This window comes from Methanocorpusculum petauri (genome assembly GCF_026891975.1).
Lineage (GTDB): Archaea > Halobacteriota > Methanomicrobia > Methanomicrobiales > Methanocorpusculaceae > Methanocorpusculum > Methanocorpusculum petauri.
Window position 1 is genome coordinate 55,827 of record NZ_JAPTGB010000007.1, and the last position, 22,371, is coordinate 78,197.

At 53.3% G+C, this 22,371-nt stretch carries 22 protein-coding genes; 14 read left to right on the forward strand and 8 right to left on the reverse strand.

Annotated elements, in window-relative coordinates:
• The 9 genes from O0S10_RS04355 (at window position 1) to O0S10_RS04395 (ending at window position 9,582) form a co-directional block, all read left to right on the forward strand.
• The gene (locus O0S10_RS04355; protein ID WP_268924677.1) at window positions 1-1,911 is read left to right on the forward strand and encodes a beta-CASP ribonuclease aCPSF1; all 1,911 of its coding nucleotides are present in this window, start codon (window positions 1-3) and stop codon (window positions 1,909-1,911) included.
• A gap of 141 nt (window positions 1,912-2,052) precedes the next feature.
• Window positions 2,053-3,852 carry a methyl coenzyme M reductase system, component A2 gene (atwA, locus tag O0S10_RS04360; RefSeq protein WP_268924678.1) on the forward strand — a complete coding sequence of 600 codons (1,800 nt, stop codon included), beginning with the start codon at window positions 2,053-2,055 and terminating at the stop codon, window positions 3,850-3,852.
• A 24-nt stretch (window positions 3,853-3,876) separates the two neighbouring features.
• Window positions 3,877-5,442 carry a methyl-coenzyme M reductase-associated protein Mmp3 gene (mmp3, locus tag O0S10_RS04365; protein WP_268924679.1) on the forward strand — a complete coding sequence of 522 codons (1,566 nt, stop codon included), beginning with the start codon at window positions 3,877-3,879 and terminating at the stop codon, window positions 5,440-5,442.
• Complete coding sequence (locus O0S10_RS04370; protein WP_268924680.1) at window positions 5,439-5,897, forward strand: methanogenesis marker 6 protein; 459 nt, start codon at window positions 5,439-5,441, stop codon at window positions 5,895-5,897. The genes mmp3 and O0S10_RS04370 overlap by 4 nt, the downstream gene beginning before the upstream one ends.
• A gap of 5 nt (window positions 5,898-5,902) precedes the next feature.
• Window positions 5,903-6,349 (forward strand): methanogenesis marker 5 protein, encoded by a 447-nt coding sequence (locus O0S10_RS04375; RefSeq protein WP_268924681.1) that lies wholly within the window; start codon window positions 5,903-5,905, stop codon window positions 6,347-6,349.
• Window positions 6,346-7,599, forward strand: coding sequence for a methanogenesis marker 15 protein (locus O0S10_RS04380; RefSeq protein WP_268924682.1), 1,254 nt, complete (start codon window positions 6,346-6,348; stop codon window positions 7,597-7,599). Before O0S10_RS04375 ends, O0S10_RS04380 begins: the two co-directional genes overlap by 4 nt.
• On the forward strand, window positions 7,600-8,181 hold the full coding sequence (locus O0S10_RS04385; RefSeq protein ID WP_268924683.1) for a methanogenesis marker 17 protein: 582 nt from the start codon (window positions 7,600-7,602) through the stop codon (window positions 8,179-8,181).
• Window positions 8,178-9,116: a methanogenesis marker 7 protein gene (locus tag O0S10_RS04390; RefSeq protein ID WP_268924684.1), complete on the forward strand. Its 939-nt coding sequence runs from the start codon at window positions 8,178-8,180 to the stop codon at window positions 9,114-9,116. Before O0S10_RS04385 ends, O0S10_RS04390 begins: the two co-directional genes overlap by 4 nt.
• Window positions 9,117-9,120: 4 nt before the next feature.
• Window positions 9,121-9,582 (forward strand): carboxymuconolactone decarboxylase family protein, encoded by a 462-nt coding sequence (locus tag O0S10_RS04395; RefSeq protein ID WP_268924685.1) that lies wholly within the window; start codon window positions 9,121-9,123, stop codon window positions 9,580-9,582.
• Window positions 9,583-9,635: 53 nt separating this feature from the next.
• On the opposite strand, the gene O0S10_RS04400 is transcribed toward O0S10_RS04395, so the two are convergent.
• A complete protein-coding gene (locus O0S10_RS04400; RefSeq protein ID WP_268924686.1) occupies window positions 9,636-10,169 on the reverse strand; it encodes a hypothetical protein in 534 nt (177 codons plus the stop codon).
• On the opposite strand from O0S10_RS04400, the gene O0S10_RS04405 reads away from it, so the two are divergent.
• A complete protein-coding gene (locus O0S10_RS04405; protein ID WP_268924687.1) occupies window positions 10,132-12,747 on the forward strand; it encodes a hypothetical protein in 2,616 nt (871 codons plus the stop codon). The genes O0S10_RS04400 and O0S10_RS04405 overlap by 38 nt on opposite strands.
• 19 nt (window positions 12,748-12,766) lie before the next feature.
• Here O0S10_RS04405 and O0S10_RS04410 read toward each other — a convergent pair whose 3' ends face one another.
• Entirely contained in the window at window positions 12,767-14,041 is a 1,275-nt protein-coding gene (locus O0S10_RS04410; RefSeq protein ID WP_268924688.1) for an O-acetylhomoserine aminocarboxypropyltransferase/cysteine synthase family protein, read from the reverse strand.
• A gap of 527 nt (window positions 14,042-14,568) precedes the next feature.
• Between O0S10_RS04410 and O0S10_RS04415 the strand changes: the two genes are divergently transcribed.
• The gene (locus O0S10_RS04415; RefSeq protein ID WP_268924689.1) at window positions 14,569-14,748 is read left to right on the forward strand and encodes a hypothetical protein; all 180 of its coding nucleotides are present in this window, start codon (window positions 14,569-14,571) and stop codon (window positions 14,746-14,748) included.
• Window positions 14,749-14,750: 2 nt separating this feature from the next.
• Complete coding sequence (gene pscS, locus O0S10_RS04420) at window positions 14,751-15,929, forward strand: O-phospho-L-seryl-tRNA:Cys-tRNA synthase (protein WP_268924714.1); 1,179 nt, start codon at window positions 14,751-14,753, stop codon at window positions 15,927-15,929.
• An 8-nt stretch (window positions 15,930-15,937) separates the two neighbouring features.
• Here the strand turns inward: pscS and cofE are convergent, their stop codons facing one another.
• From cofE to O0S10_RS04435, 3 genes are read right to left on the reverse strand one after another with little or no spacing between them, the layout of a single operon-like run.
• Entirely contained in the window at window positions 15,938-16,708 is a 771-nt protein-coding gene (cofE, locus tag O0S10_RS04425) for a coenzyme F420-0:L-glutamate ligase (protein ID WP_268924690.1), read from the reverse strand.
• Between the two features lie 49 nt (window positions 16,709-16,757).
• The gene (locus tag O0S10_RS04430; RefSeq protein WP_268924691.1) at window positions 16,758-17,210 is read right to left on the reverse strand and encodes a DUF5814 domain-containing protein; all 453 of its coding nucleotides are present in this window, start codon (window positions 17,208-17,210) and stop codon (window positions 16,758-16,760) included.
• Window positions 17,207-17,851 (reverse strand): DUF2150 family protein, encoded by a 645-nt coding sequence (locus O0S10_RS04435; RefSeq protein ID WP_268924692.1) that lies wholly within the window; start codon window positions 17,849-17,851, stop codon window positions 17,207-17,209. Before O0S10_RS04435 ends, O0S10_RS04430 begins: the two co-directional genes overlap by 4 nt.
• Before the next feature lie 146 nt (window positions 17,852-17,997).
• On the opposite strand from O0S10_RS04435, the gene larE reads away from it, so the two are divergent.
• Window positions 17,998-18,786 carry an ATP-dependent sacrificial sulfur transferase LarE gene (larE, locus tag O0S10_RS04440; RefSeq protein ID WP_268924693.1) on the forward strand — a complete coding sequence of 263 codons (789 nt, stop codon included), beginning with the start codon at window positions 17,998-18,000 and terminating at the stop codon, window positions 18,784-18,786.
• A complete protein-coding gene (gene thiI, locus O0S10_RS04445; protein ID WP_268924694.1) occupies window positions 18,765-19,958 on the forward strand; it encodes a tRNA uracil 4-sulfurtransferase ThiI in 1,194 nt (397 codons plus the stop codon). Before larE ends, thiI begins: the two co-directional genes overlap by 22 nt.
• Before the next feature lie 575 nt (window positions 19,959-20,533).
• On the opposite strand, the gene rpl12p is transcribed toward thiI, so the two are convergent.
• Genes rpl12p through O0S10_RS04460 form a run of 3 tightly spaced genes read right to left on the reverse strand, consistent with a single transcriptional unit; the run spans window position 20,534 to window position 22,362 of the window.
• Window positions 20,534-20,845 (reverse strand): 50S ribosomal protein P1, encoded by a 312-nt coding sequence (rpl12p, locus tag O0S10_RS04450; protein ID WP_268924695.1) that lies wholly within the window; start codon window positions 20,843-20,845, stop codon window positions 20,534-20,536.
• A gap of 27 nt (window positions 20,846-20,872) precedes the next feature.
• Window positions 20,873-21,718: a 50S ribosomal protein L10 gene (locus O0S10_RS04455; protein WP_268924696.1), complete on the reverse strand. Its 846-nt coding sequence runs from the start codon at window positions 21,716-21,718 to the stop codon at window positions 20,873-20,875.
• Window positions 21,719-21,720: 2 nt separating this feature from the next.
• Window positions 21,721-22,362: a 50S ribosomal protein L1 gene (locus tag O0S10_RS04460; protein WP_268924697.1), complete on the reverse strand. Its 642-nt coding sequence runs from the start codon at window positions 22,360-22,362 to the stop codon at window positions 21,721-21,723.
• Between the last annotated feature and the right edge of the window lie 9 nt (window positions 22,363-22,371).

Genomic DNA, 22,371 nt, shown 5'->3' on the forward strand with positions numbered 1-22,371 from the left:
ATGCAGGTTGAAGACAGACTCAGAGAACTGAAAGATACTATAAACCGTAAGGTCCCCCGCGGCGTTACCGTAACCGATGTTGAATATGAAGGCCCGGAGATGGTGATCTACACCGATGATCCGAAACGGTTTGCCGAGGAACAGGATCTGATCCGGACCCTTGCACGCGATCTGCGTAAGAGGATTGTGGTGCGGCCGAACATTCTTGGCGATACGGAACAGGCGTACGATATGATCAAGAGCGTTGTTCCGGAAAGTGCAGGGATTACGGATATTTTCTTTGATACTGACACGGGAGAGGTCCTGATTGAGGCAGAAAAGCCGGGAGTCGTTATCGGTAAGAACGGATCAACGCTTCGCGACATTACGATGAAGGTCGGCTGGACACCGAAGGTTGTGCGGACACCGCCGATTCCGTCGGTGACGATTAAACAGGTACGCCAGTTCCTGCGCGAGACCCGCGATGAACGAAAAGAGTTCCTGCGCAAGTGCGGACGCCGGATTCACCGAGATTCGATGTACTCGGGACGGGACAAGGAACAGTGGCTGCGTCTTACGACACTCGGCTGCTGCCGTCAGGTGGGCCGGGCGGCATTTTTGCTCTCCACACCGGAAAGCAAGGTCTTGATCGACTGCGGAGAGTCTCCGGGTGCTACCGGCAGCGCATCATCACCATTCCTGAACGTCCCGGAAATTTTCCCGTTCACATCCCTTGATGCGGTTGTCTTAACGCACGCCCATCTGGATCACTCCGCATACATCCCCCTGCTGTACCGATACGGCTATGACGGGCCGGTGTACACAACGCCCGCAACACGTGATACGGCGGCAATGCTGCAGCTGGACTACCTTGACGTGAATAACAAAGAGGATAAGGTCCCGCCGTACTCTTCAAATGAAATCCGCGAGTTTGTCAAGCACACGATTGCACTCGGCTACGGCGATGTAACCGACATCGCACCCGACCTGAAGTTGACACTGCACAATGCGGGACATATTCTCGGCTCGGCCATTGCCCACTTCAACGTAGGAAACGGTCTCTACAATATTGCATTCACCGGTGACTTCTTCTACAGCAAGAGCCGGCTGTTCAACCCGGCAGTCTCACAGTTCCCGCGTCTTGAGGCACTGGTGATGGAGAGTACCTATGGAGGCTCCGAGGACTTCTCCCCGTCAAGAAAGGATGCCGAGGATCGCCTCTACGAAGTAATCAATACAACCCTTGGCCGCGGCGGCAAGGTGCTGATTCCGGCGTTTGCCGTCGGACGGTCACAGGAACTGATGCTCGCTCTTGAGGAAGGATTCAGAAATGAGCGTATTCCCCGGTGCAAGATCTATCTTGACGGTATGATTAAGGAGGCAACGGCCCTGCATACAGCATACCCGGAGTATCTGAACAATGATCTCCGGAATCTGATCTTCCGCGACAATTACAATCCGTTCCTTGCCGAGTGCTTTGAACAGGTGGATTCGCAGGAGAAGCGTCAGCAGGTTATCTTCTCAGAAGACCCGTGCGTGATTATCTCTACGAGCGGTATGCTGAACGGCGGCCCGGTCATTGAGTATCTGGGCAATCTTGCGGAATCGGAGAAGAACATGCTGATCTTTGTCGGATATCAGGCGGAAGGAACCTACGGACGCCGGATTCAGAAAGGATGGCGCGAAGTGCCGGTCGGTAAGAAAGGCAGTATCATTATCAACATGGAGGTCCAGACGGTGGAGGGTTTCTCCGGCCATGCAGACCGCCGCCAGCTGATGAACTATGTGCAGTATCTCCAGCCAAAACCGGAACGGGTGTTTACGATTCATGGTGAAGAGTCGAAGACGATCGATCTGGCAAGCTCAATCTACAAGAAATATCATATTCAGACGGTGGCCCCACAGAATCTTGAGACCTACCGGCTGGTTTAAAACTCTTTTTTTGTACAAACTTTCGTCAAGACAACATTTTATCCAAAATGACACTGTGAACGGAAGTTCTCCCAAATGCATTCTTCTAAACACTAATAACACCTCAGAGCACATACAATTAGCATTATAGAGGATGTTTGAATGACGACACCTTTTATCACCATTAAGGACCTCTGCATGGATTTTCCTGCATATGGGCCGTCCGATGCTCCTTCCGATAATACCCCGTGTGCGACAGCACCTGAGATGGTACGGGTTCTGGACAATATCAACCTTGAGATAACGGAAGGAGAGATCGTTGGGATCATCGGGCGATCCGGATGTGGAAAGACTGTTTTGATCCACCTCGTCCGCGGTATCGATCAGCCCCCCACCTCAGGACAGATCATTTACCACGTTGCCGTCTGTCCCAACTGCGGCAGGGTTGAACTCCCGAGCCATGCTGGCTCTGCCTGCAGCAGTTGCGGAGGAAAACTCCAATCCCGCGACATTGACTTCTGGGCACCGGAAAACGAAGTACTCAAAACCCGCATCATGGCAAGAACTGCCATTATGTTCCAGCGGACATTTGCTCTCTACGGGGATGACCGAGTCATTGAAAATGTGCTTCGGGCACTGGATGATATTGATTATCCGTCTGAAAAAGCCATTGGTCGTGCAGCCGATCTTCTCGACGAAGTACGTCTTACCCACCGCATGATGCATATCGCCCGCGACCTCTCCGGCGGAGAAAAACAGCGTGTCGTCCTCGCCCGCCAGCTCGCCCGCAATCCCATATTCCTCTTTGCCGACGAACCCACCGGCACCCTTGATCCCAAAACCGCTAAAATCGTTCATGATCTTCTCAAAAATGCATCACGGGAAAACGGCATGGGAATGCTGATTACCTCCCACTTTTCGCAGGTCTTAGAAGACGTCGCTGACCGTGCGGTACTTCTTGATGACGGGAAGATCACTCGAATCGGTACACCCGAAGAGATCATATCTGCATTCATGGAAGACTACCATGACGACCTGGTTTACACCGATCAGGAGATTGGCAACCCCATTGTCCGCGCCGAGGATCTTTCCAAAAAATTCATTGCTGTTGACCGCGGCGTCATCAACGCAGTAGATAAAATCAGTTTCGAAATAAACGAGCGTGAAATCTTCGGCATCATCGGAGTATCCGGAGGTGGAAAAACAACCTTGTCGAAGATGATTGCAGGACTTTATGAACCCACAGCCGGAAAACTGGAAGTCCGCATAGGGGATGAATGGATCGACATGACCAAACCCGGTTACCTCTACCGCGGCCGGGCAAAAAAATACATCGGCCTTCTCCATCAGGAATATGATCTCTATCCGCACCGGACCATTATCGACAACTTAACCGATGCCATCGGTCTTGAGTTCCCCAAGGAGCTTGCCACCCGCAAAGCAATGATCACTCTGCAGATGGCGGGATTCACCGAAAAAAAAGCAAAAGATGTTCTTCACCGCTATCCGGCAAGCCTCTCAGAAGGAGAAAAGCATCGCGTTGCCCTTGCCCAGGTTCTCATCCGTGAACCCCGCATCATCCTCCTTGACGAACCCACCGGAACCATGGATCCCATCACCAAAGTGGACGTCAAACACTCTATCATTCACGCCAGAGAAGAGATGGATGAAACCTTTGTTATCGTTTCGCACGATATGGAGTTCGTCCGCGACGTCTGTGACCGCTGCATGTTCATGCGCGGCGGAAAAATTATTCAGATCGGCCCCACGCACGAGGTGCTTGAGGCCCTGACCGATGCCGAGAAGGACATCATGGCACGTGCAGTTGCAAACGAACGGGAACGCGCCCAAGATAACACCCCGAAATCCGTGCCAACCCAGGCCGATCCCAAAGGTGAAGACGTCCCCGAACAGAACGCCGGAACGCTTCACGCAAGCACCGATGAAATGTTTGAGATGTGAGTGTTCAAAAAAGAGAGAGTTATCGTGACAAACATACAGATATTCCTCAACGGGGAGACGAGAGTTGTCCCCAAAGGAACTACACTTGCCGCTCTCCTGCCGGACCATCCGGCAGACTGTGGCGTTGTTGTCCTCAGATCCGGCGTCTCCGCGTCAGGGGATGAGGAGGTGTCTCGCGACACATCCCAGCTTAGGTTCGCAACAACTGCAGGTGATATCGTCGTCGAACTCCTGCCGGGAGTTGTCCTGCCAGTACCCATCGGTGACGTTTCTGACGCAAACCTCCGAGTTCACTGGGAAGACAAGTACGCCGTTGCCTTCGGCCCGTTCAAAGCAGACTTCATCCCCGACCATCATCCCTACCGCTACGATCGCGGCGTACTCTGCCTCGGCTGCGGTGGCTACGACTCCGAAACCTCTTACCTCATGTTCTCCCGCCTGCAGCATATGGGAGATCACGGAGCAGCAGATGGAGGAGCAATTCTTGGTACCGTCATCTCCGGTCTTGGCATCATGAACCGGTGGAGAAACGGCGACCGCATCACCAAAATTGAACACGTCTTTTCTTCGGTCGATAAGACCAACGCTGTCGTTACCACTGACCTCTCCCTCTCAGTTGATGATGGTATGCAGATATTTTCCGAGATCTGTATCACCGCAGAAGGCTATAAGGAAGATCACACCGGGATTGATACATCCTGCACCAGATCAGTTGAACATCTCCTGTTTGCACTGCGCAACTCCGAGTACGTGATCGATCGGACCGCGTCCACCTATATCCGCGATCACGCCGAAGGAAAACTCACCGTCCCGATGGAACTCCAGAAACCCCGGCGGGAAGGAACTGTCACCGTGCGGACCTCGGGAAAAAGTTCGGGCGCCATCTACATCTACACTAAAGATGTCCCAAGCAACCAGCACCACACCCGTACCGGAACGGTCGTCCGCGGCATTGAACTCGCACGGTTTGCCGGTACCGGAACAAAACTGTCCGTTAAAGTTGTTCCCGAACAGCTTGACCTCCGCGGACTCCCGCTGGGTGAAGCAGTCACCCGTGCCAAAGCACGGGGACTTCGTGTGCTTGCCGACAACCGTGACATTGACGGACGGGTTGTAATTGATCAAAAACCGGCAACTACGCTTGAAGTCCTCAAGGAGGGGAAGGTTGCGCTCTCAACCGTTGCCCTCGAAGATGTCATCGACATCACGCTGGACTACGAACATGCACCCCGGACGGTTGATCTCTTCCGCCGCGTCACCGGCCTCAAGATATATGCCATCGGCAGCATGCCGTTCTTCTACAACATCGACAACGAGATGTACCTCTTCAAGCCGAAGTTCGCCTCAAACGTCAACATCATTCCGGAGAACGTTCCCAAACAACCGGTTTCACCCTATTCGCTTGCAATTACCAACGATGCCCGGAAAGCACGGGGCATGACCGGCGTGCGTAGTGTCGCAAACGAGGAGTACGGACCAACCGGAGAACCGTTTGAGGGAACCAACATTATTGGAACGGTCCTTGATACCGACAAACTTCCCCGTATCAAAGACGGCTCGACTGTCTTCATCCGCGAGGTGAAACCATGAAACCGTATGTCCCCCAGTATGTGGGAACGGTCACCAAATACGTCTTCGTTGACTCGCCCGACACTACCCCGCAGGACATTGCAACTGCAGCCTACGAAATCGCCCAGGGCGTCATGATCAAGGAAACCTGTTTCGGCTGCCAGATCACCGGCAGTCCGGAGGATGTGGAAAGAATCATATCCCACCTGCGAAAGCTCGATCCCTACCGCATCTACGTGAAGGACCGTGGTTTTCCGCCGGGAGACGCGCGGAGATGCCGTGCAGATCTTGGCGGCGCCCGTCCCGGTTATCTCGGTCATGAATATGAGATGGGACTCGTGCGCTACATCGCCTACGGCCTGCAGGAGACCGATCGTATGACCCCCGATGAACTCAGAGCAGCAGCCGGTCAGGAGATGCCGACGCCGGATGCGCTTGATATCGATATTTTGGAATCTCTCATGAGGGAGGAGTAAACACCATGGCAAAAGTATTCATCTATCCGGCAACCAGCCTTATTTTATCCGATCTTGTGGCACGTTTTGGCCATCAACCGCTTGGATCGGCAATCTCGATACGCGAACACATCCAGACCCCGGGCTTTGATTCTCCTCCGATTCAGATGACCTCGGAAGACCCGCAGAAAGGTCTCAAGTGGGCTGCTGTTGAAGTTCCGTCCGGTATCCGTGGGCGTATGTCCCTCTACGGCCCGCTGGTTGAGGAGGCGGAAGCTGCAATCATCATCGATGAACCCGATCTTGCCTTCGGCTGCATGGGATGTGCACGAACCAACGAACTTCTTGCCTTTATGCTCCGTGAAAAGGACATGCCGCGGCTTGAACTCCGCTATCCGGCCTCAAAGGAGGAAGGTGTCACGTTTGTTGCACAAATCAAAGAGTTCCTGAAAAATCTGGAGGTACAACAATGAGCGAACAGCCCGTCAGAATTGCCCAGATCACCTGCGGCGCAGAGTACAGCGGTATCCAGAATGAGATCACCACCGCTGCAGAAACCGTCGGCGGCAAGATGTTCTACCCCGACGTCGCATTAAAGGATGTCAAACGCGCCTACAAGGACTTTGGTCTGCCGGTCAAAAGCCCTGATCTGAAACTTGCCATCGCCCGCGCCCAGGCCATCGTCGAAGGTCGCATTGAGGCAGACGGTATTTTCATTGCAAGCTGTTTCCGCTGTGCGGAAGCAGCGATTGTCAGAAACGAACTCCGGCGGTACATCGTGGAAAATTCCCGTATTCCGGTGGTGTCCTACTCCTTCAACGAGCGGACCGGTTCGTCCACTCTTCTTACGAGACTTGAAGCCCTGACCACCATTGCCCGCAGACGCAGTCTTATGGCACGCGAGGTGCAGGTCGGTACCACCATGGGTGTTGACTCAGGGTCATCAACTACGAAATGCATCATCATGCAGGACAACGAGATCATCGGTACCGGCTGGAGACCGACCACCGAGGTGCTCAAGAGCGCCGACGAAGTCGTCGCTCTGGCACTTGAAGAGGCCGGTCTCAAGATCTCCGACATTGATGCCATCGGTACCACCGGCTACGGCCGGTTTCTCATCGGCAAACACCTGAACGCCGATCTGGTGCAGGAAGAGCTGACGGTCAACTCGAAGGGAGCAGTTTATCTTGCAGATGCCCAGAAAGGGTTTGCAACCGTGATCGATATTGGCGGTATGGACAACAAAGCCATCAGTGTCAATGACGGCATTCCGGGATCGTTTACGATGGGCGGTATCTGCGCCGGAGCATCCGGCCGGTTCCTGGAGATGACCGCGAAGCGTCTTGACGTTGACATCACCGAACTTGGAGCTCTGTCAATGAAGAGTGAGGGCGGTGAGGATGTGCCGATGAACAGCTACTGTATCGTGTTCGGCACCCAGTCACTGGTGAACGCTCTCGCCGCAGGGTACAAACGCGAGGATGTGGCGGCAGCCGCCTGTCACAGCGTTGCCCAGCAGGTGTATGAGCAGCAGTTGCAGGAGGTTGACATCAAAGAGCCGGTCATCATGGTCGGCGGTTCGTCCCTGATTCAGGGACTTGTCCGTGCCATGGGCCGCATGCTCAACACCGAGGTCGTTGTTCCGCACCACTCGCAGTACATCGGTGCAACCGGCGGGGCACTTTTGGCCTCCGGTTTTATTGACAAGAAAAAGGAGGCGTAGATGGCAGGCTTAGACTACTTCGCGGTTGAGTCCACGGAGGATGGTGCCGACAACTACAACAAAATCGCAACAACCGTTCTGCAGGATCACAACCTGCTCTCGATTGTGGAAGGGCTGCACCTCTACATCGACCCCGAGTATCCGCTGTTCGTGGCGACCGGTCTGATCCGTCCGCCGCGTGCGGCTATCCGGGTGTCGGATGTGGGAAATGTGCTGGTGCAGGACGGAAAGGCAACGATTGCAGTCGGTGACGAGACCTATCTTGCGGCAATGCTGAAAATGCTGTGGAACCGGCTCGGCCACGACAATGTGGATCAGCCAGACCGGTTCACAGTTATCATCAGTAACGTGGAGATTCCCAAAGACATCGATAACTGGGTAGTCATCGATCCGGCGGAGTCGCTGTTTAAGGATCTGATCTATGCGATTCAGGTGATTGCACCGGAAGGGTTCAAGGTCAGGCGCGAGAACTACGGTTCCGACCGCTTCTCCTATTCGGCAAGTGAAAACACGCTTCCGGCTGAGGATGTTGATCGGATTATTGCTGACCGGTTCACGCTCATGGAGGAGGAACTGCGATGATTCTTGTTCCGGTTACCTACAAGGGAGGCGTGTACCGGCTTGATGAGGTTGTTGACTACATTGAGGATCTCGGCGGCTACATTGTGCAGCGGCATAACATTGCAAATGAGGTTGTGCTGCAGGTGCTGATGCCGCAGGACGACATTGAAGGACTGAAGGAGTTCTCCCGTCCGCTCGCGGGCGAGGTCCAGACCTCGCCGCTGGTGGGAACAGAGATTGCCGTGGTGATCCCGAGTCTTGAAATTCATCACCTGCCGCACTCGGCCTGTGATGTTGCGGAGTATCTGCGCAGTCACGGCTCAAAGTCAAACATTCTCGGTATGGCCAGAGGATTTGGCAAACGCATCTCGCAGATCAATGACGAGGAGCGCGATCTGATCAATGAGCATGATCTGGCAATCTATGTGCTCGGCAATTTTGCAAGCTGCATTGAGAAGAAGTTCCCGAAACTCCGCCGCGGCGTAACTGTCCCGATCATTCTGACCGGCGGTGCGTCCCGTGAACAGCTGGAGAAGCAGACCGATCCGCCGGTCGAAGGATATGTCGGCGGTCTCGGCCGGTTCATGCACCGGACGCAGACGGAGGCGGATATTCACCGGTTGGATCTGGTGATCGAGGAGGTAGAGCGGGTGATCTCCGAGAAGCGGAAAGAGTTGTCGCATGATCCGCTGTCGGTGTCGCCTGCACGGATTCAGGATATGATCAAGCAGGAGATTCCGGAGATCGAGGATGTGTACTCGCCGTCGCCGATTGCGGTTCAGCTGACCGGTCTGCGGGTGAAGCTCGCGTATGAAGAGTATGCCCAGCGCATCCGTGATCTGGTGATTGAGGGTGATATTACGGTTGGCGATGTGGCGGATGTGCTGCCGTCACGGATGCGCAATTATATTCTGATCCGAATTCGTCCGCTTTCCGAGACAAATATTGTGGTGTAAATTCATGGTTGAGTTTGATCTGGATTTTCAGGAAGCCATTCGCGAGGTTGAGGCGAAGGGTGCAACAGCAACAGCAGCGGACTGGCTGACCCGTGTTGAGGAGGAGTACGGAACAGCTCCGTTAATTTACAAAAAACTTGAGGACTGCCCCGAGGCGCTGATCTCACATCTTCTCTACAAGAATGCGGTGAATCAGATGAGCACTCTGGAACCGAGGGTGATCGAGCTGATCAGCCTTGCGGTGGGGGCGGCACTCCGCTGTGATCACTGTACGGCGTATCACATGCAGGTGGCACAAAAGATGGGCATCCCCAAAGAGGAGATTCTGGAGGCGGTACTGGTTGCAGGACTTCTTGCAAACTCTTCGGTTCTGGCAAATGCCTATCGTGTGATTCCTGATGCAGCAAAAGAGCCGTGCGGGGCGAGTTGTTCGATTGCCGGGGTTCCGGCAAAGAAGGAAGAGTAATCTTCCATCCGCAGGATTTTATATTTTCCTGCCAATCTATTTTTTAGTACATTTCAGGGAGAGGATGTGTTCATGAGAAAATATGTGTTTGTGCTGATCATTTTTGCGCTGCTTTTCGCAGTGGGAGCAGGGACTGCAGCTGATGAAGGCAGGACGACGGAAGATTTGTCTCCTGCAGAGATAACAACGGCATCGACGACGAAAGCAACGACCGTGACGACAGCGGTAATGACAACGCCACCGACGACGGAAGCAACGACCGTGACGACAACGGTGATGACAACGCCACCGACGACGGAAGCAACGACCGTGACGACAACGGTGATGACAACGCCACCGACGACGGAAGCAACGACCATGCCGACAACGGTGATGACAACGCCACCGACGACGGAAACAACGACCATGCCGACAACGGTGATGACAACGCCACCGGCGACGGAAGCAACGACCATGCCGACAACGGTGATGACAACGCCACCGGTGACGGAAGCAACGACCATACCGACAACGATGATGACAACAGAACCGACAACGGAGGTAACCACAGTGCCGACCGCCGAAACACCAACGATGTCAACAACCACCGTTCCGACGCAGCAGCCAACAGAAACCGCGCGGGAGTCTGAACCCGGGGAGCAGAAATTTCCGGAACAGAAACAGTACGCCGAGGAGGGAAAATCATCTCTTCCGGAAAGTATAGAGGACATACATATCCTCTTCAAAAAACGGGAGACCATACCGGAACAAGTTCTTGAAAAGACTGCTACCAAAGCAGCTACATCAACCAATCCGGAAGAAGAAGAAACCCAGCCGGTATCCGAACCATCACCGCAGTACCTCTCCGGAGGGACTCCCGACCACTACCCCCTTACCAGTGGTGATGCCCGAACCGTGTACCCCGGCAGCACCGCATTTGTCTATGAAAAGATCAAAATAAAAATCACCGAAACCACCTATGCAACCTCCCTCTCCTACATGAGCGGCTCGGCAAACCCGACTGCTCTCAACATCATTCCGGCGGATGCCAACGGTGTCATCAACCTTCTGGATGTCTCGGTCGGCGGATACACCGGTGCGTACCGTATCTATAACGGCAGTGAATGGACAGGTGGTTACCTCTACATCTGGCAGCCGGATCTCATCCTCCGTGCCGAGTATGCAGGCTCCACCGACTCCGTGGACGGAAAAGCCGTCAGCAAAAGCAGCAGTATCCACTACATCATCGACTCTCCCAAGGTAGGCCCGTCCGGCATCGGCGCAAAAGCGCAGATCATCATAACCACCCCTGTCGGCGGCCAGACCACCATGCTTGGCGCCGTCAGTCTCGCAGACATTGATATCAACTCCGTCCGCGTCACAACGCCTGACATCTCTCTTGCCGACTCCTCTCTGCGCGGCGGAACCTACACCTCCCGCGCAGAGTGGATAACGCCGCAGGTCTTTGCCAACTACGCAAAGAAATCCAACACCGTCACCTACTACCTCGGCAGCAGTACCGGCATCACGCTTACCGCCGGCAGCGAAAGTGTTGTCAGGAGCAATCCGTTTACCGTCACGGTCAGCGGTCTGCCGAACACCCCCTACCTTATCAGTCTTGACGCGGGCCGCAGTCCGACCCCGCAGCTGATCGCGGGTCAGCCGGGTGTTGTCCGCGGATCGGAAGATCCGAAGGTCACCATCGGCGGCGGTGAAAAATCCGTCCTGCGTCCCGACGGTGCGTCAGGCGATCCCAACTCATGGGGTGTTGTCACCACCGACGCCTCAGGAAAACGGGTGGTTCAGTACTCCACCAGTCCCGTAAACGGCAAACCGGTTGAGGAAGGATCCTATACCGTCCGGATCAACGACATTGTTGACTACGGAACAGCAGCCGGTAAAGGTAGTGATTATGACCGTGTCAGCATCAGAATAACCGTCGGCGGCATGAGCATGACCGCATCCGACTCCAAGAACACCTATTATCTCGGGGAAGAAATACGGCTCTCCGGAACCAACACCGACTCGGACACCACCTACCTCTTCCTCACCGGTCCGAACCTGAACTCCAACGGTGTCAGCCTTGCAACACTTGCATCCGGCGAACTCACCAAAGTCCCCGTCAGATCCGATCACACCTGGGAGTACCGGTGGGACACCAGCTCAACCGGCCTTGACACCGGAACCTACACCATCTACGCGGTCAGCACGATGAATGACAAATCCCACCTCTCCGGTACCCAGTATGCAACCTACTCCGTGCAGCTGAAGCAGCCGGGTCTCAGCACCTCAGCATCATCGTTTGCCGCTGCCAAAGGGGACACGGTCCACATTACCGGAACCGTTACCGGCAGCCCGTCCTCGGTTGCGATCTTTATCTTCGGCTCCAATTACTATGAACGCAGAACTGTATCGGTGAACGACGGCAAGTACGATTACAAGATGGCAATCCCGGAAAGCATGTCCGCAGGCGAGTACTTCGTGGTGGTTGAACATCCCATGAACGACGGCCGGTTCGGTGTACAGGAAATCCATCAGGACGGCAAAACAATTCTCGCGATGGTCGCTCCGGGCGGCGGAACCCAGAGTTCCTTTGTGGTGGACGGGGCCGGCAGGCTGCAGGGTTCGCAGGCAGCGAACGCTCTGGTGAAGATGCTTGCCTCCCCGTACATCGATGATCTCTACACCACGCTGACACTGACCGTGCAGACCCCATATATCGGAATCGATCCGGTCGGAACCCGATACCTCGGGGAGTCGTTTGTCGTGTCCGGCAGAACAAATCTTGCGCCGCAGGATACACTGCTGGTCGAAGTTGTGCCTGTCTCCTTTGTTCCTTCCGGCAAAAATGATCCGGTGACATCCTACGGGACCTCAGGATCAGTTGCGATTGTGAAAAGTACTCCCGATAACGTATGGAGTTTTTCCGTGGACGGATCAAAACTTTCCGCCGACACCTATACCGTGAAGGTTTCGGGTGTTTCCGTCTCCACAAGTTCGTCAGCAACGTTTGACGTGGTGCCAAAGCCTACGGAGACGCCAACACCCGAGCCGACAGAAACAAATCCTGTGACCACGGTTCCCACAACAATTCCTCCAACACCAACCGAGTCACCGTCAGTTGTGTTCTGGTTCGCGGGACTGATCGTCTGCGGTGCGGCGATGCTTGGAACGCTGCGCAGATAAAAAATAAAAAAATATTTTTTCAGATCTTTTCAAGGGCGGCATCAAGGTCGGCGATGATGTCTGCGGCATTCTCCAAACCAATTGAGAGCCGGATGGTGTCGGGAGTTACCCCGGTTGCACGCTGTTCCTCTTCGGAGAGTTGCTGGTGTGTGGTTGAGGCCGGGTGGATGATGAGGGATTTTGCATCACCGATGTTTGCAAGAAGCGAGAAAAGTTTCACGCTGTTCTGTACGGTGACAGCTGCGTCGTATCCCCCCTTCACTCCAAAGGTGACGATGGGGCCGCCGGAGCCGCCGAAGTATCTGACGGCGTTTGCATGCGAGGGGTGATCGGCAAGTCCCGGATAGTTGACCCAGGCAACCTTGGGATGATTTTTGAGATGTTCGGCAACCGCAAGAGCATTCTCTGCATGCCTTCCAACTCGGAGATAGAGGGTTTCAAGACCGATGGAGGAAAGCCAGGCATGGAACGGACTGAGGGTTGCACCGATGTCCCGCATCAGGGAGACGCGGATACTGGTTGAGACGGTGGCAGGGCCGAAGGCTTTGTAGTGTACAAGACCGTGGTAGGCCGGGTCCGGCTCGGTGAACATGGGGAACCTGCCGTTGTCCCAGGGGAATCTGCCGCTCTCAACGATGACGCCGGCAAGGGCGGTTCCGTGACCGTTGACATACTTTGTTGCGGACATGACCACAATATCTGCGCCGTGTTCGATCGGTCGTACTGTACCGACGCCGACGGTGTTGTCAACGATGAAAGGGACACCTGCGTCATGGGCTATTTTTGCAACTGCTTCGAAGTCGGGAATGTCAAGCTTCGGATTTCCGATGGACTCAAAATATACGGCCCGAGTCTTTTCGGTTATCGCCTCTTTTAACGCTGCAAGGCTGCCGGAGTTGACGAACCGGACGGTTCGCCCGAGGTTCGGAAGCGTATGGTGAAAGAGTTCGTATGTTCCGCCGTACAGATTGTCGGCGGAGACGATTTCATCCCCCGGACTGGTTACGGCGAGAACTGCGTAGCTGATGGCAGCCATTCCCGATGCGGTACTGATTGCAGCAGTTCCCCCTTCAAGTGCGGCAATTTTTTCTTCGAATGCGCTGTTGTTCGGGTTGGTGAGGCGGGTATAGATGTTGCCTTCCTCGGTGAGGCTGAAGCGTCCTGCTGCCTGCTCTGCATCACGGAAAACATAGGCCGTTGTCATGTAAATGGGTTCAGCGCGGGAGCCGGTTGCCGGGTCAGGTTTTTGTCCGGCATGTATTGCAAGGGTTTCTTTTTTGTAGGTATGTGTCATTGGCAGCACTCCTGAATTTTTTCAAAATTCACGGCGTGAATAGTCATTCTTCTTCTACCAATATATAGATTTTCGTTCTCATGGGATCTGGTGCCTGAATTCGCCTCATGTCGTTTTCATCGTGTTCACTGCTTCGCAGAATATCATACTGTTTTTCCCTGCCATATGCGATTTCAAAGAAGGTGTCGGAGATCTATTCGGAACGTAGTTTTTTTTCTTTTGAGATCTTCAGAAAAAGATCATTTTCCAAATAAGTATAAATAGATAGGAGGACAATGAATAATTCACAGTGTGAAATTCACACTGTGAATTTACTGGCAGAGTTCCCTTGAGATTCACGGCCAGGTTGGCAGAGTGGCTATGCGACTGCCTGCAGAGCAGTTCCACGCCTGTTCAATTCAGGCACCTGGCTCTCTCCCTTTGGAGAACATATCAGAGATTCACACTCACTCGTGAACTCAGAATAAGAAATCAGCCGCATTGTATCCATGCGGATTACCAAATGCCGGATATACAATGATGATATTATGTCACAGAAAGCAATTGATGCAGTATTTGCCGGTTTGTTTTATCTCACCGACATCCGGACCATTCTTCGACGGACAGCGCCCCTGCATCAGCTGAAGGATGAAGAGAAGGCTACCGCCAGAAAAACAATTGATGCCGTACGAAAACAGCTCACTGTCCTTGAGGAGGAACTGCTGTGACGATGAAATGTGCTGCCGGCATTGAAACGCGGATCGTGGACGAGTCCTCGATCAATCTCGATCCCATCCAGGCTGCGGGCAGACTGACGCCGGAAGCGATGAAAGCAGTAATTGCCTGGGGCGACGGTTACTCGGTCTGTGATCACTGTCACAAACCGTTTCGTCTGGACTATGTAACAAACCCTCCCATCGCAGACTTTCATTCTGATCTTTCAAAATGGCTCGGCATGGATCAGTCGCAGGTGGTACCGGGTGCACGCAGGGCATTTCAGGAGGTGACCGGTGCTCTCGTCAGCAAAGGTGAGCCGGTAATGATGACCGGCATGGGACACTACACCGCGTATCTGTCGGTTGAAGTGGTCAACGGAGTGGTCCGGGAAATTCCGCCGACCCCGGATCACCACATCACCGCCGACACTGCTGCCGAACGGATCGAAGCGGTCATCCGGGAATTCGGCTACGCACCGAAACTGCTCTTCATCGATGCAGTGGACTTCATGTATGGAAACTTCCATGACGTGAAAGGTGTTGCAAAGGTTGCACACCAATACGACATTCCCGTGCTCTACAACGGTGTCTATACCGTCGGAGTCCTGCCGGTGAACGGAAAAGACCTTGGCGCTGACTTTGTTGTTGGTTCCGGCCATAAAAGCATGGCAGCCCCCGCACCATCAGGAGTTCTTGCCACGACCGATGAGTATGCCGACGTTGTCCTGCGGACGACAAAAATTTCCGGAGATGTTACCGGTCGTAAATTCGGCATCAAACAGGTGGGTATTCTCGGTTGTTCCCTCATGGGTGCTCCGATCGTCGGGCTGATCGCTTCATTCCCAGCGGTGAAGGAACGGGTGAAGCACTGGGACGAGGAGGTTGCCAATCACAGAATTGTGACTGATGCTCTCCTCTCCATTGAAGGAACAAAGATTGCCTCAGAGTTCCCGCGCCGCCACACACTCACCAGAATGGATACCTCCGCATCCTTTGATGTGGTTGCCCGGACACATAAAAAACGGGGCTTCTTTCTCTCAAGCGCCCTTGCAAAACGCGGCATCACCGGCATCATGCCCGGGGTGACAAAGCAGTGGAAGTTCAACACCTACGGCCTGAGTCGTGAACAGGTCGAGTATCTTGCCGGCGCGTTTGTGGATATTGCCGAAGAGAACGGCCTTCGCATTGCGTAAGGCCGTCGTCACGCTTTTTTCGTCAGACTTCCCAGGAAAAGATCTTCATCCGGCGCAATGGATTCAATCACCGCATTTTCCGAGAAAATGTACGGATATCCACGGACAAGCACCACCGGTACCCCTTCATCCGCCTCGCCCATCAGAAGCTCGGCGGTTGATGCAAGTGAGTCGGCAATTGCCCGGCGGGTCACCTGCAGTTCATGACCGAAGAGATCCAGCTTGCCGCGTTCATCGGTGATCGGAAGAATGCCGGAACACCCGATCGCAACGCCGGAGACCCCGAGCCGCATCGCGTGTGTGCGCGAATCGATGATGATCACCGCAACCTCTTTGCCGGTACGTTCACGAATTTCCTTTCGGATGCGTGCCGCACTCGCGTCCGCATCCTCCGGCAGACGGGTGACCCAGCCCTCCGGAGCGTTGGACTCGTCCACACCCGCGTTCGGTAGCACAAGATTTCCTCGTGCAGCAAGCAGAAATCCCGGAATGCCGCCGAGAATCTCATCGCTCTCTGCAATCACAATCTCAGCTATCCTTGGATCAAGATCATATTTTTCTGCAAGTGCTATGGCGTTCCTGCCCGGAGTGATATCGGCAAGCCGGATGTTTCGTCCCTCGGTTGTGGATAAGGGCGACTCTGCAAAAAGCAGAATATCGCGGTTGCAGATTTTATCTGCATTTGTTTCGCCAACGGCTGCAATCACCCGTCCGACAATATCATCGCCCGGTGCAAGAAGGCCGGTAGCAATCCCGTACACGGAAAAACCCGGATTCATGTATGATCTATTGTGTTCTGTATCTCAAAAAACGTGATGGGAGATACAGTTACCGGGCGATCTGCCGAATATGTTCGTCGGAAAGTTTGACCAGTTCCTTCTGCCCGGCAAGGTCCGCAACGCTGCGCACCGCTTCCAGAAGATGGACGGAATCTTCAAGAAAACTGAGTATATCTGCGGGGAAGAGATCAATCCCGTATTCATCGAGAAGATGGTTGTGAATCTCCTTATGGTTGAGTCCCATTTCCCGCAGCTCCAGAACCGCGATCACAAACTTTCGTTCCGGACATCCGCAGAGCGGTGAGTCACGGCAGTTGCACTCAAGAAAGTCTTTGTAAAAACGGAGAACCTGATCCCGTGTTCCGGGATCCAAACTGTCGATATTCATGGAGCCGGTGATGGCTTCCAGATTTGCCGGGTGAAACGCTCCGTCCGGCAACCGGTATCCTGCTGCCCGCTGAAGTTTCTTGATGTAGCGGAACCGGGCACGGCCTGCGATCACTGGGCTTCTCCGGCTTCCTCGTCGAAGTTCTTTAAGGACTTCATGGCCTCTGCGATGCGTTCTACCTCAACAAGCCACTCATCAAAGAGTGTCGGCTCGTCGGTGTCCTTGACATATTTCCCGCAGCAGGATGCACCGTTGATAACGGCTGCTCCAATTGAGGATGCAATGTCCAGTGCCTTTTCCGGATCTTTTTCGGAGACTTTGCGACCTTCCTTCACGAGGTTTTTGACCTCTTCGCTTGGCGGGTATACCTCTTCCAGATATTTCTGTCCGGCTGCAAACAGCACCAGCATAGATACCTGCATAGACCCGACAATCTCTGCAATCTCTGACTCCGGCAGTTCTGTCATTACGATCTCTTCGACGCCGCGAAGCTTGGTTCTTGCATCTTCCAGGGAGATTCTGCCGTTCTGGTACAGGCGGATAATTTTAATTGTTGCAAGCGTGATGTCGTCGGAGAATCCGTCAAGAATGCGGTATCCTTCCGGCATCTCTTCACTGTCATCGTCACCGGAGAAGTCAGCTTCAGCAAGGGTGTTCAGCCAGTTGTCCCAGCGTTCCTGATTATAGAAGATATAGAACAGTTTTGTCGGTCCCTCCGGCTCAGCTGTTTTTTTAGAAGATTTCTTTGCAGCCATATCTCACTGTACATAGTTCTGTCCTGATTCTTATAGATGTTGTGATATTCCTGTCCAAGAGAGGATTCATACATGAAGACATTGGTAAAGCCGTCGCATATTTATTTATTCAGAACGAATACTGAGTACTTCAGGATGTTCACAAAGTGAATGAGAGTCCATCGATGATTCCGGCAAAACTCACATTGGTTTTGCAAAAACATGCACCACTGCTGATTGCACTTTCCGGGGGTCAGGACAGTCTTGTCCTTCTTGCAGCAGCACATGCTCTGGACCTTCCGGTTGCTGCTGCGACTGTTGTGTCAGAGTTTGTGGTTCCGGGTGAGGCGGAGCGGGCAGCCGAGATATGCAGAAAGTTCGGGGTTTCCTGGCATCCGATCGAGATCCGGCTGCTTGATGATGAAGTGATTCGATCAAATCCGGTGGATCGCTGTTATCTCTGCAAGCAGCAGCTCATGCGCCCTCTTCTGGCACTGGCAAATGAGCTGGAGAGTACCGTCTGTGACGGTACACATACAGATGATCTGCCGGAAGAACGACCCGGATATGCGGTTCTGCGGGAGCTTGGCATATGCAGTCCGTTCGCCGAGGCAGGTATCGGCAAGGCAGGTATCCTTTCCCTTGCCGACAGTTTGGGTATTCCGCGGATTCCTGCGTCATCCTGTCTTGCAACCCGGATTCCATTCGGCGTGACAATTACCCGAGAAAGGTTGAAACTGATTGCTGCCGCAGAAACGCTGCTGCGTGATCAGGGAATATCCGGTACGCTTCGGGTGCGGCTGATCGCAGACGGGGCAGTTGTGGAGGTGGAGGCATGGGAGATGCAGAAGGCGCTGGCCCTTCTCGGCCAACTGGAAGATCTTGGGTTATCTCATGTGCGGATTGCCGGGTATGCGGCAGGAGGTGTGGAGCGATGGAGACAAACACAGCAGTAATGGTAAGAATCGGCGAACTCTGGCTGAAAAGCGAGCAGGTAAAGAAACAGTTTATGGCATCGCTGATGCGCAATATCCGTGCTGCGCTTGATGCAGAGAATATTGAGTACAAGACCGAGGAGTACCGGGGCCGTATTCTGATCTATGGTGATGCGGAGCGGATTGCATTTGTCGTCTCGCGGGTGTTCGGTATTGTGGACGTAAGTATCTGTACAACCTGTGGAAATTCTCCCGCGGAAATTGCTGCGGCGGCAGTATCTGTTGCTGATGGAAAACTGCATCCCGGAATGCGGTTCGCGGTGCGGGCGCGCCGTCAGCATGTCGGCGGGTTTACCAGTCAGGAACTGGCGCGTATCGTTGCGGATGCCGTGTGGGAAAAGGTTCCGGATTTTGTGGTGGATCTGGAAAACCCTGAGTACGAGATCTTTGTTGAGGCACGCGAGTACGGGGGCATCGTCTATGACAGCCGAATTCCGGGTCAGGGGGGTCTGCCACTCGGAACAGCAGGGAAAGCAATGGTTCTTCTTTCGGCAGGAATTGATTCTCCGGTTGCAGCCTGGCTGATGATGCGGCGCGGGGTTGTCGTCTCCGGTGTCTTCATGGACGGCGGCAGGTGGGCGGGACCTGCAACAAAGAATCTTGCACTTGACAATGCGCGGATTCTGTCCACCTGGTCGCCTGGCAGAAACTTTGCGGTATGGGTTGTTGACATGGAGCCCTTTTTTGCGGCAATGACAGAATCCTGTGACCGGCATTACACGTGTATCTTCTGTAAGCGGTTTATGATGCGGGTTGCGGATGCACTTGCTTCACGGGGGAAGTTTGATGCGCTTGTTTCCGGAGAAAATCTTGGACAGGTTGCGTCACAGACGATCCAGAATATGCGCGTGATCACTGCATCGGTGGAGACACCGATCCTCCGGCCGATCCTTACGTATGACAAAGAGGAAACGGTTGTAATTTCCCGGAAAATCGGAACATTCCATGAAAATCCCGGAGACACAGGATGTCTCGCGGTTCCCAAGAAACCTGCTACCAGATCATCGGTCGAACTTATCGAAAGAGAGGAGGAAAAGATTGATCTTACGGGATTGATTGAAAATGCCTGTTCATCAGCCGAGTTATGGATTGCACGAGACGGTGAAATTTCCAGAAAACCAATCGAGACCTAACTGTTCTTTCCTTTATTCCCAGGAAAATTTGCCCTACGATTTCTTGTCAGAACTAAAATCTTTATATGGAGCTATGTCCAAATAAAGTATCACGGGTATCTACCCCAGGTACTGTTCGTCTATGACGAAGCCAGTGTCACATCAACCTATACGTCAGAGCTGGGGAGTTCTGTTGGCGTAGGCGGATTCTGGTGATAACTCTGGCAGTTTCAGATACTTTCCGGAACTGCCAGAAAAGTGTACCGTTTGGCACGATAAACTCCCCTGAAAGAACTTGTGCCCAAGATAGGAGGATTGTTTCCTTTTGGTACTGGCCTGAATTGCAGATGTACTGCAAACATATAAGCCATTCCCACGAGAAACCAATCAAACTATTTTTGTGAGATCGGTTTTTCTGAGATTTTTTGATCTGTAAATGTTCATTTTTGATTCTGATATGATACAAATACCGCAGGTACAAAATCTGTGAAAAAGAACGAAAACAATACTAAAAAACATCAGGAAAATATGGATAATGCCACAGCAAACATATTTGCTGCGGCACTCGAAGTATCTCAATAAACGAGACTTCAGATTTATCCGAAGAGTGCGCCAAGGCCTGCCATGGCGTCCTCTTCTTCCTCTTCCTTGCTCTCTTCCGGTGCTGCTGCTTCTTCTGCTGCTGCGGCTGCCGGTGCTGCTGCACCTGCTGCTGCAACTGCAACCGGTGCTGCTGCTGCCTTGGAGATTGCTTCCTCGATGTCGACACCGTCAAGTGCGGCAACAAGTGCCTTTACACGGGAGTCGTCAACTGCGATACCTGCGGCAGAGAGAACTGCCTTAACCGATTCTTCATCCACAGTTTTACCTGCGGAGTGAACTAACAGAGCTGCGTAAATGTACTCCATTTTTACTTCACCTATTTCGTATGATAATTATGCCTTCAGGGCGTTTGCTTGTCTGTATGCCTTGCTGATGATCATCTCGATGACACCCTTCTCATAGATCGGGGCTTCCACACCAAGGTTGCGTGCCTCACGGACAGCCTTTGCAATCTGAGCCTCAGTAACAAACGGACATGAGGTCGGAACTGCTGCGTTGACTGCGAGGTTGAACACCTGCTGTGCTGCAAGAGTGATCTTTGCCTTGTATGCCTCTTCGTCAATACCGAGAACATCCGGCAGATAAATCTCGCCTTCGTACACGACGGCAAGAAGTGAAAGACCAACCGGCATCGGCTTGATATCAAGCTTTGCCAGAACATCGGCCTGTTTTTTGTTGATAGCCTGACCAGCTTTCACAACGGTCTTGGTCTCTTTAATTTTGACCTTGCCGCCGTCAATAGCTGCCGGGATACCTGCCTGCTGGAGTTCTCCGACGATCGGTCCGGGCTTGAAGGAAGTTGGTCCTGCGGGAACAACGATATCCTCAGGAGTGATCTCGCCTGCTTTTGCGGAACGCTTTGTCTTCGTCTGTTCAAGGGACTTGAACAGCTTGAACGGGTTTCCGTCAGCGAAGATCAGTGCAGAGTGCTCACTTACATGACCGTTGAGGTCAATGAAGTGACCGCCAAGCTCATTGAACGCATGTTCAACGAGCGTGTTTCTTGCAACCTTCACAACTGCACTACCGTGCAGGTTCCTGCGGATCTGCTGGAACTGTCTTGCGGGAATACCGTAGACGTCCACCAGGCCGATAAGCTCATGCTTGCCGGCATTCTCCACAATCGATTCAACTTCTTCGCGTTTCCACGCGGGAAGGTGGTGGGTATAAATTGCCATTCTTACATCACCTTCACAGCGGGACCCATCGTAGTCTTGACGTAGACGGAACGAACGTTTAATTCGCCGTTTTCGAGTCTTCCCAGTACTCTCTTTAAGACCGCATCAACATTTTCGGCTACCGCTTCCGCACTCATGGCGGTGTTTCCGATCTTGACAGACATATTCAGTCTGTCCTTGGACCGGATCTTGACGGAGTTCCGAAGACGCTCAACGATCGGAGTAATGTCCTGACCCATCGGAATCGGCTGCGGCATTTTGCCGCGGGGACCGAGTCTCTGACCGAGCCAGCGACCAACAAGTGGCATGACCGCAGTCTCTGCAAGGAAGTAGTCATACTGACCTGCGAGTTTACGTGCCTCACGCGGGGCACCACCCAGACGCTCAATCTCTTCAGGACCGATGATAATGTCGACACCTGCGTTGCGAGCCTGGGACACAATGTCTCCCTTACCCAAGACAGCGATCTTTTTGACGCCTATTGCCTGTGGCAGAAGAATCGTCTCATCAATACGGTTTTTGGGCTGCGCCATGTCCACGTGCTTGAGATTGATAGTAATATCAATACTCTCCTGGAACTTCCTCTTGGGCGCCTGCTCCATTGCTGCCGTAACAGCGCTGATAATTTGGGTCTTGTCAACCATTTGATGAAG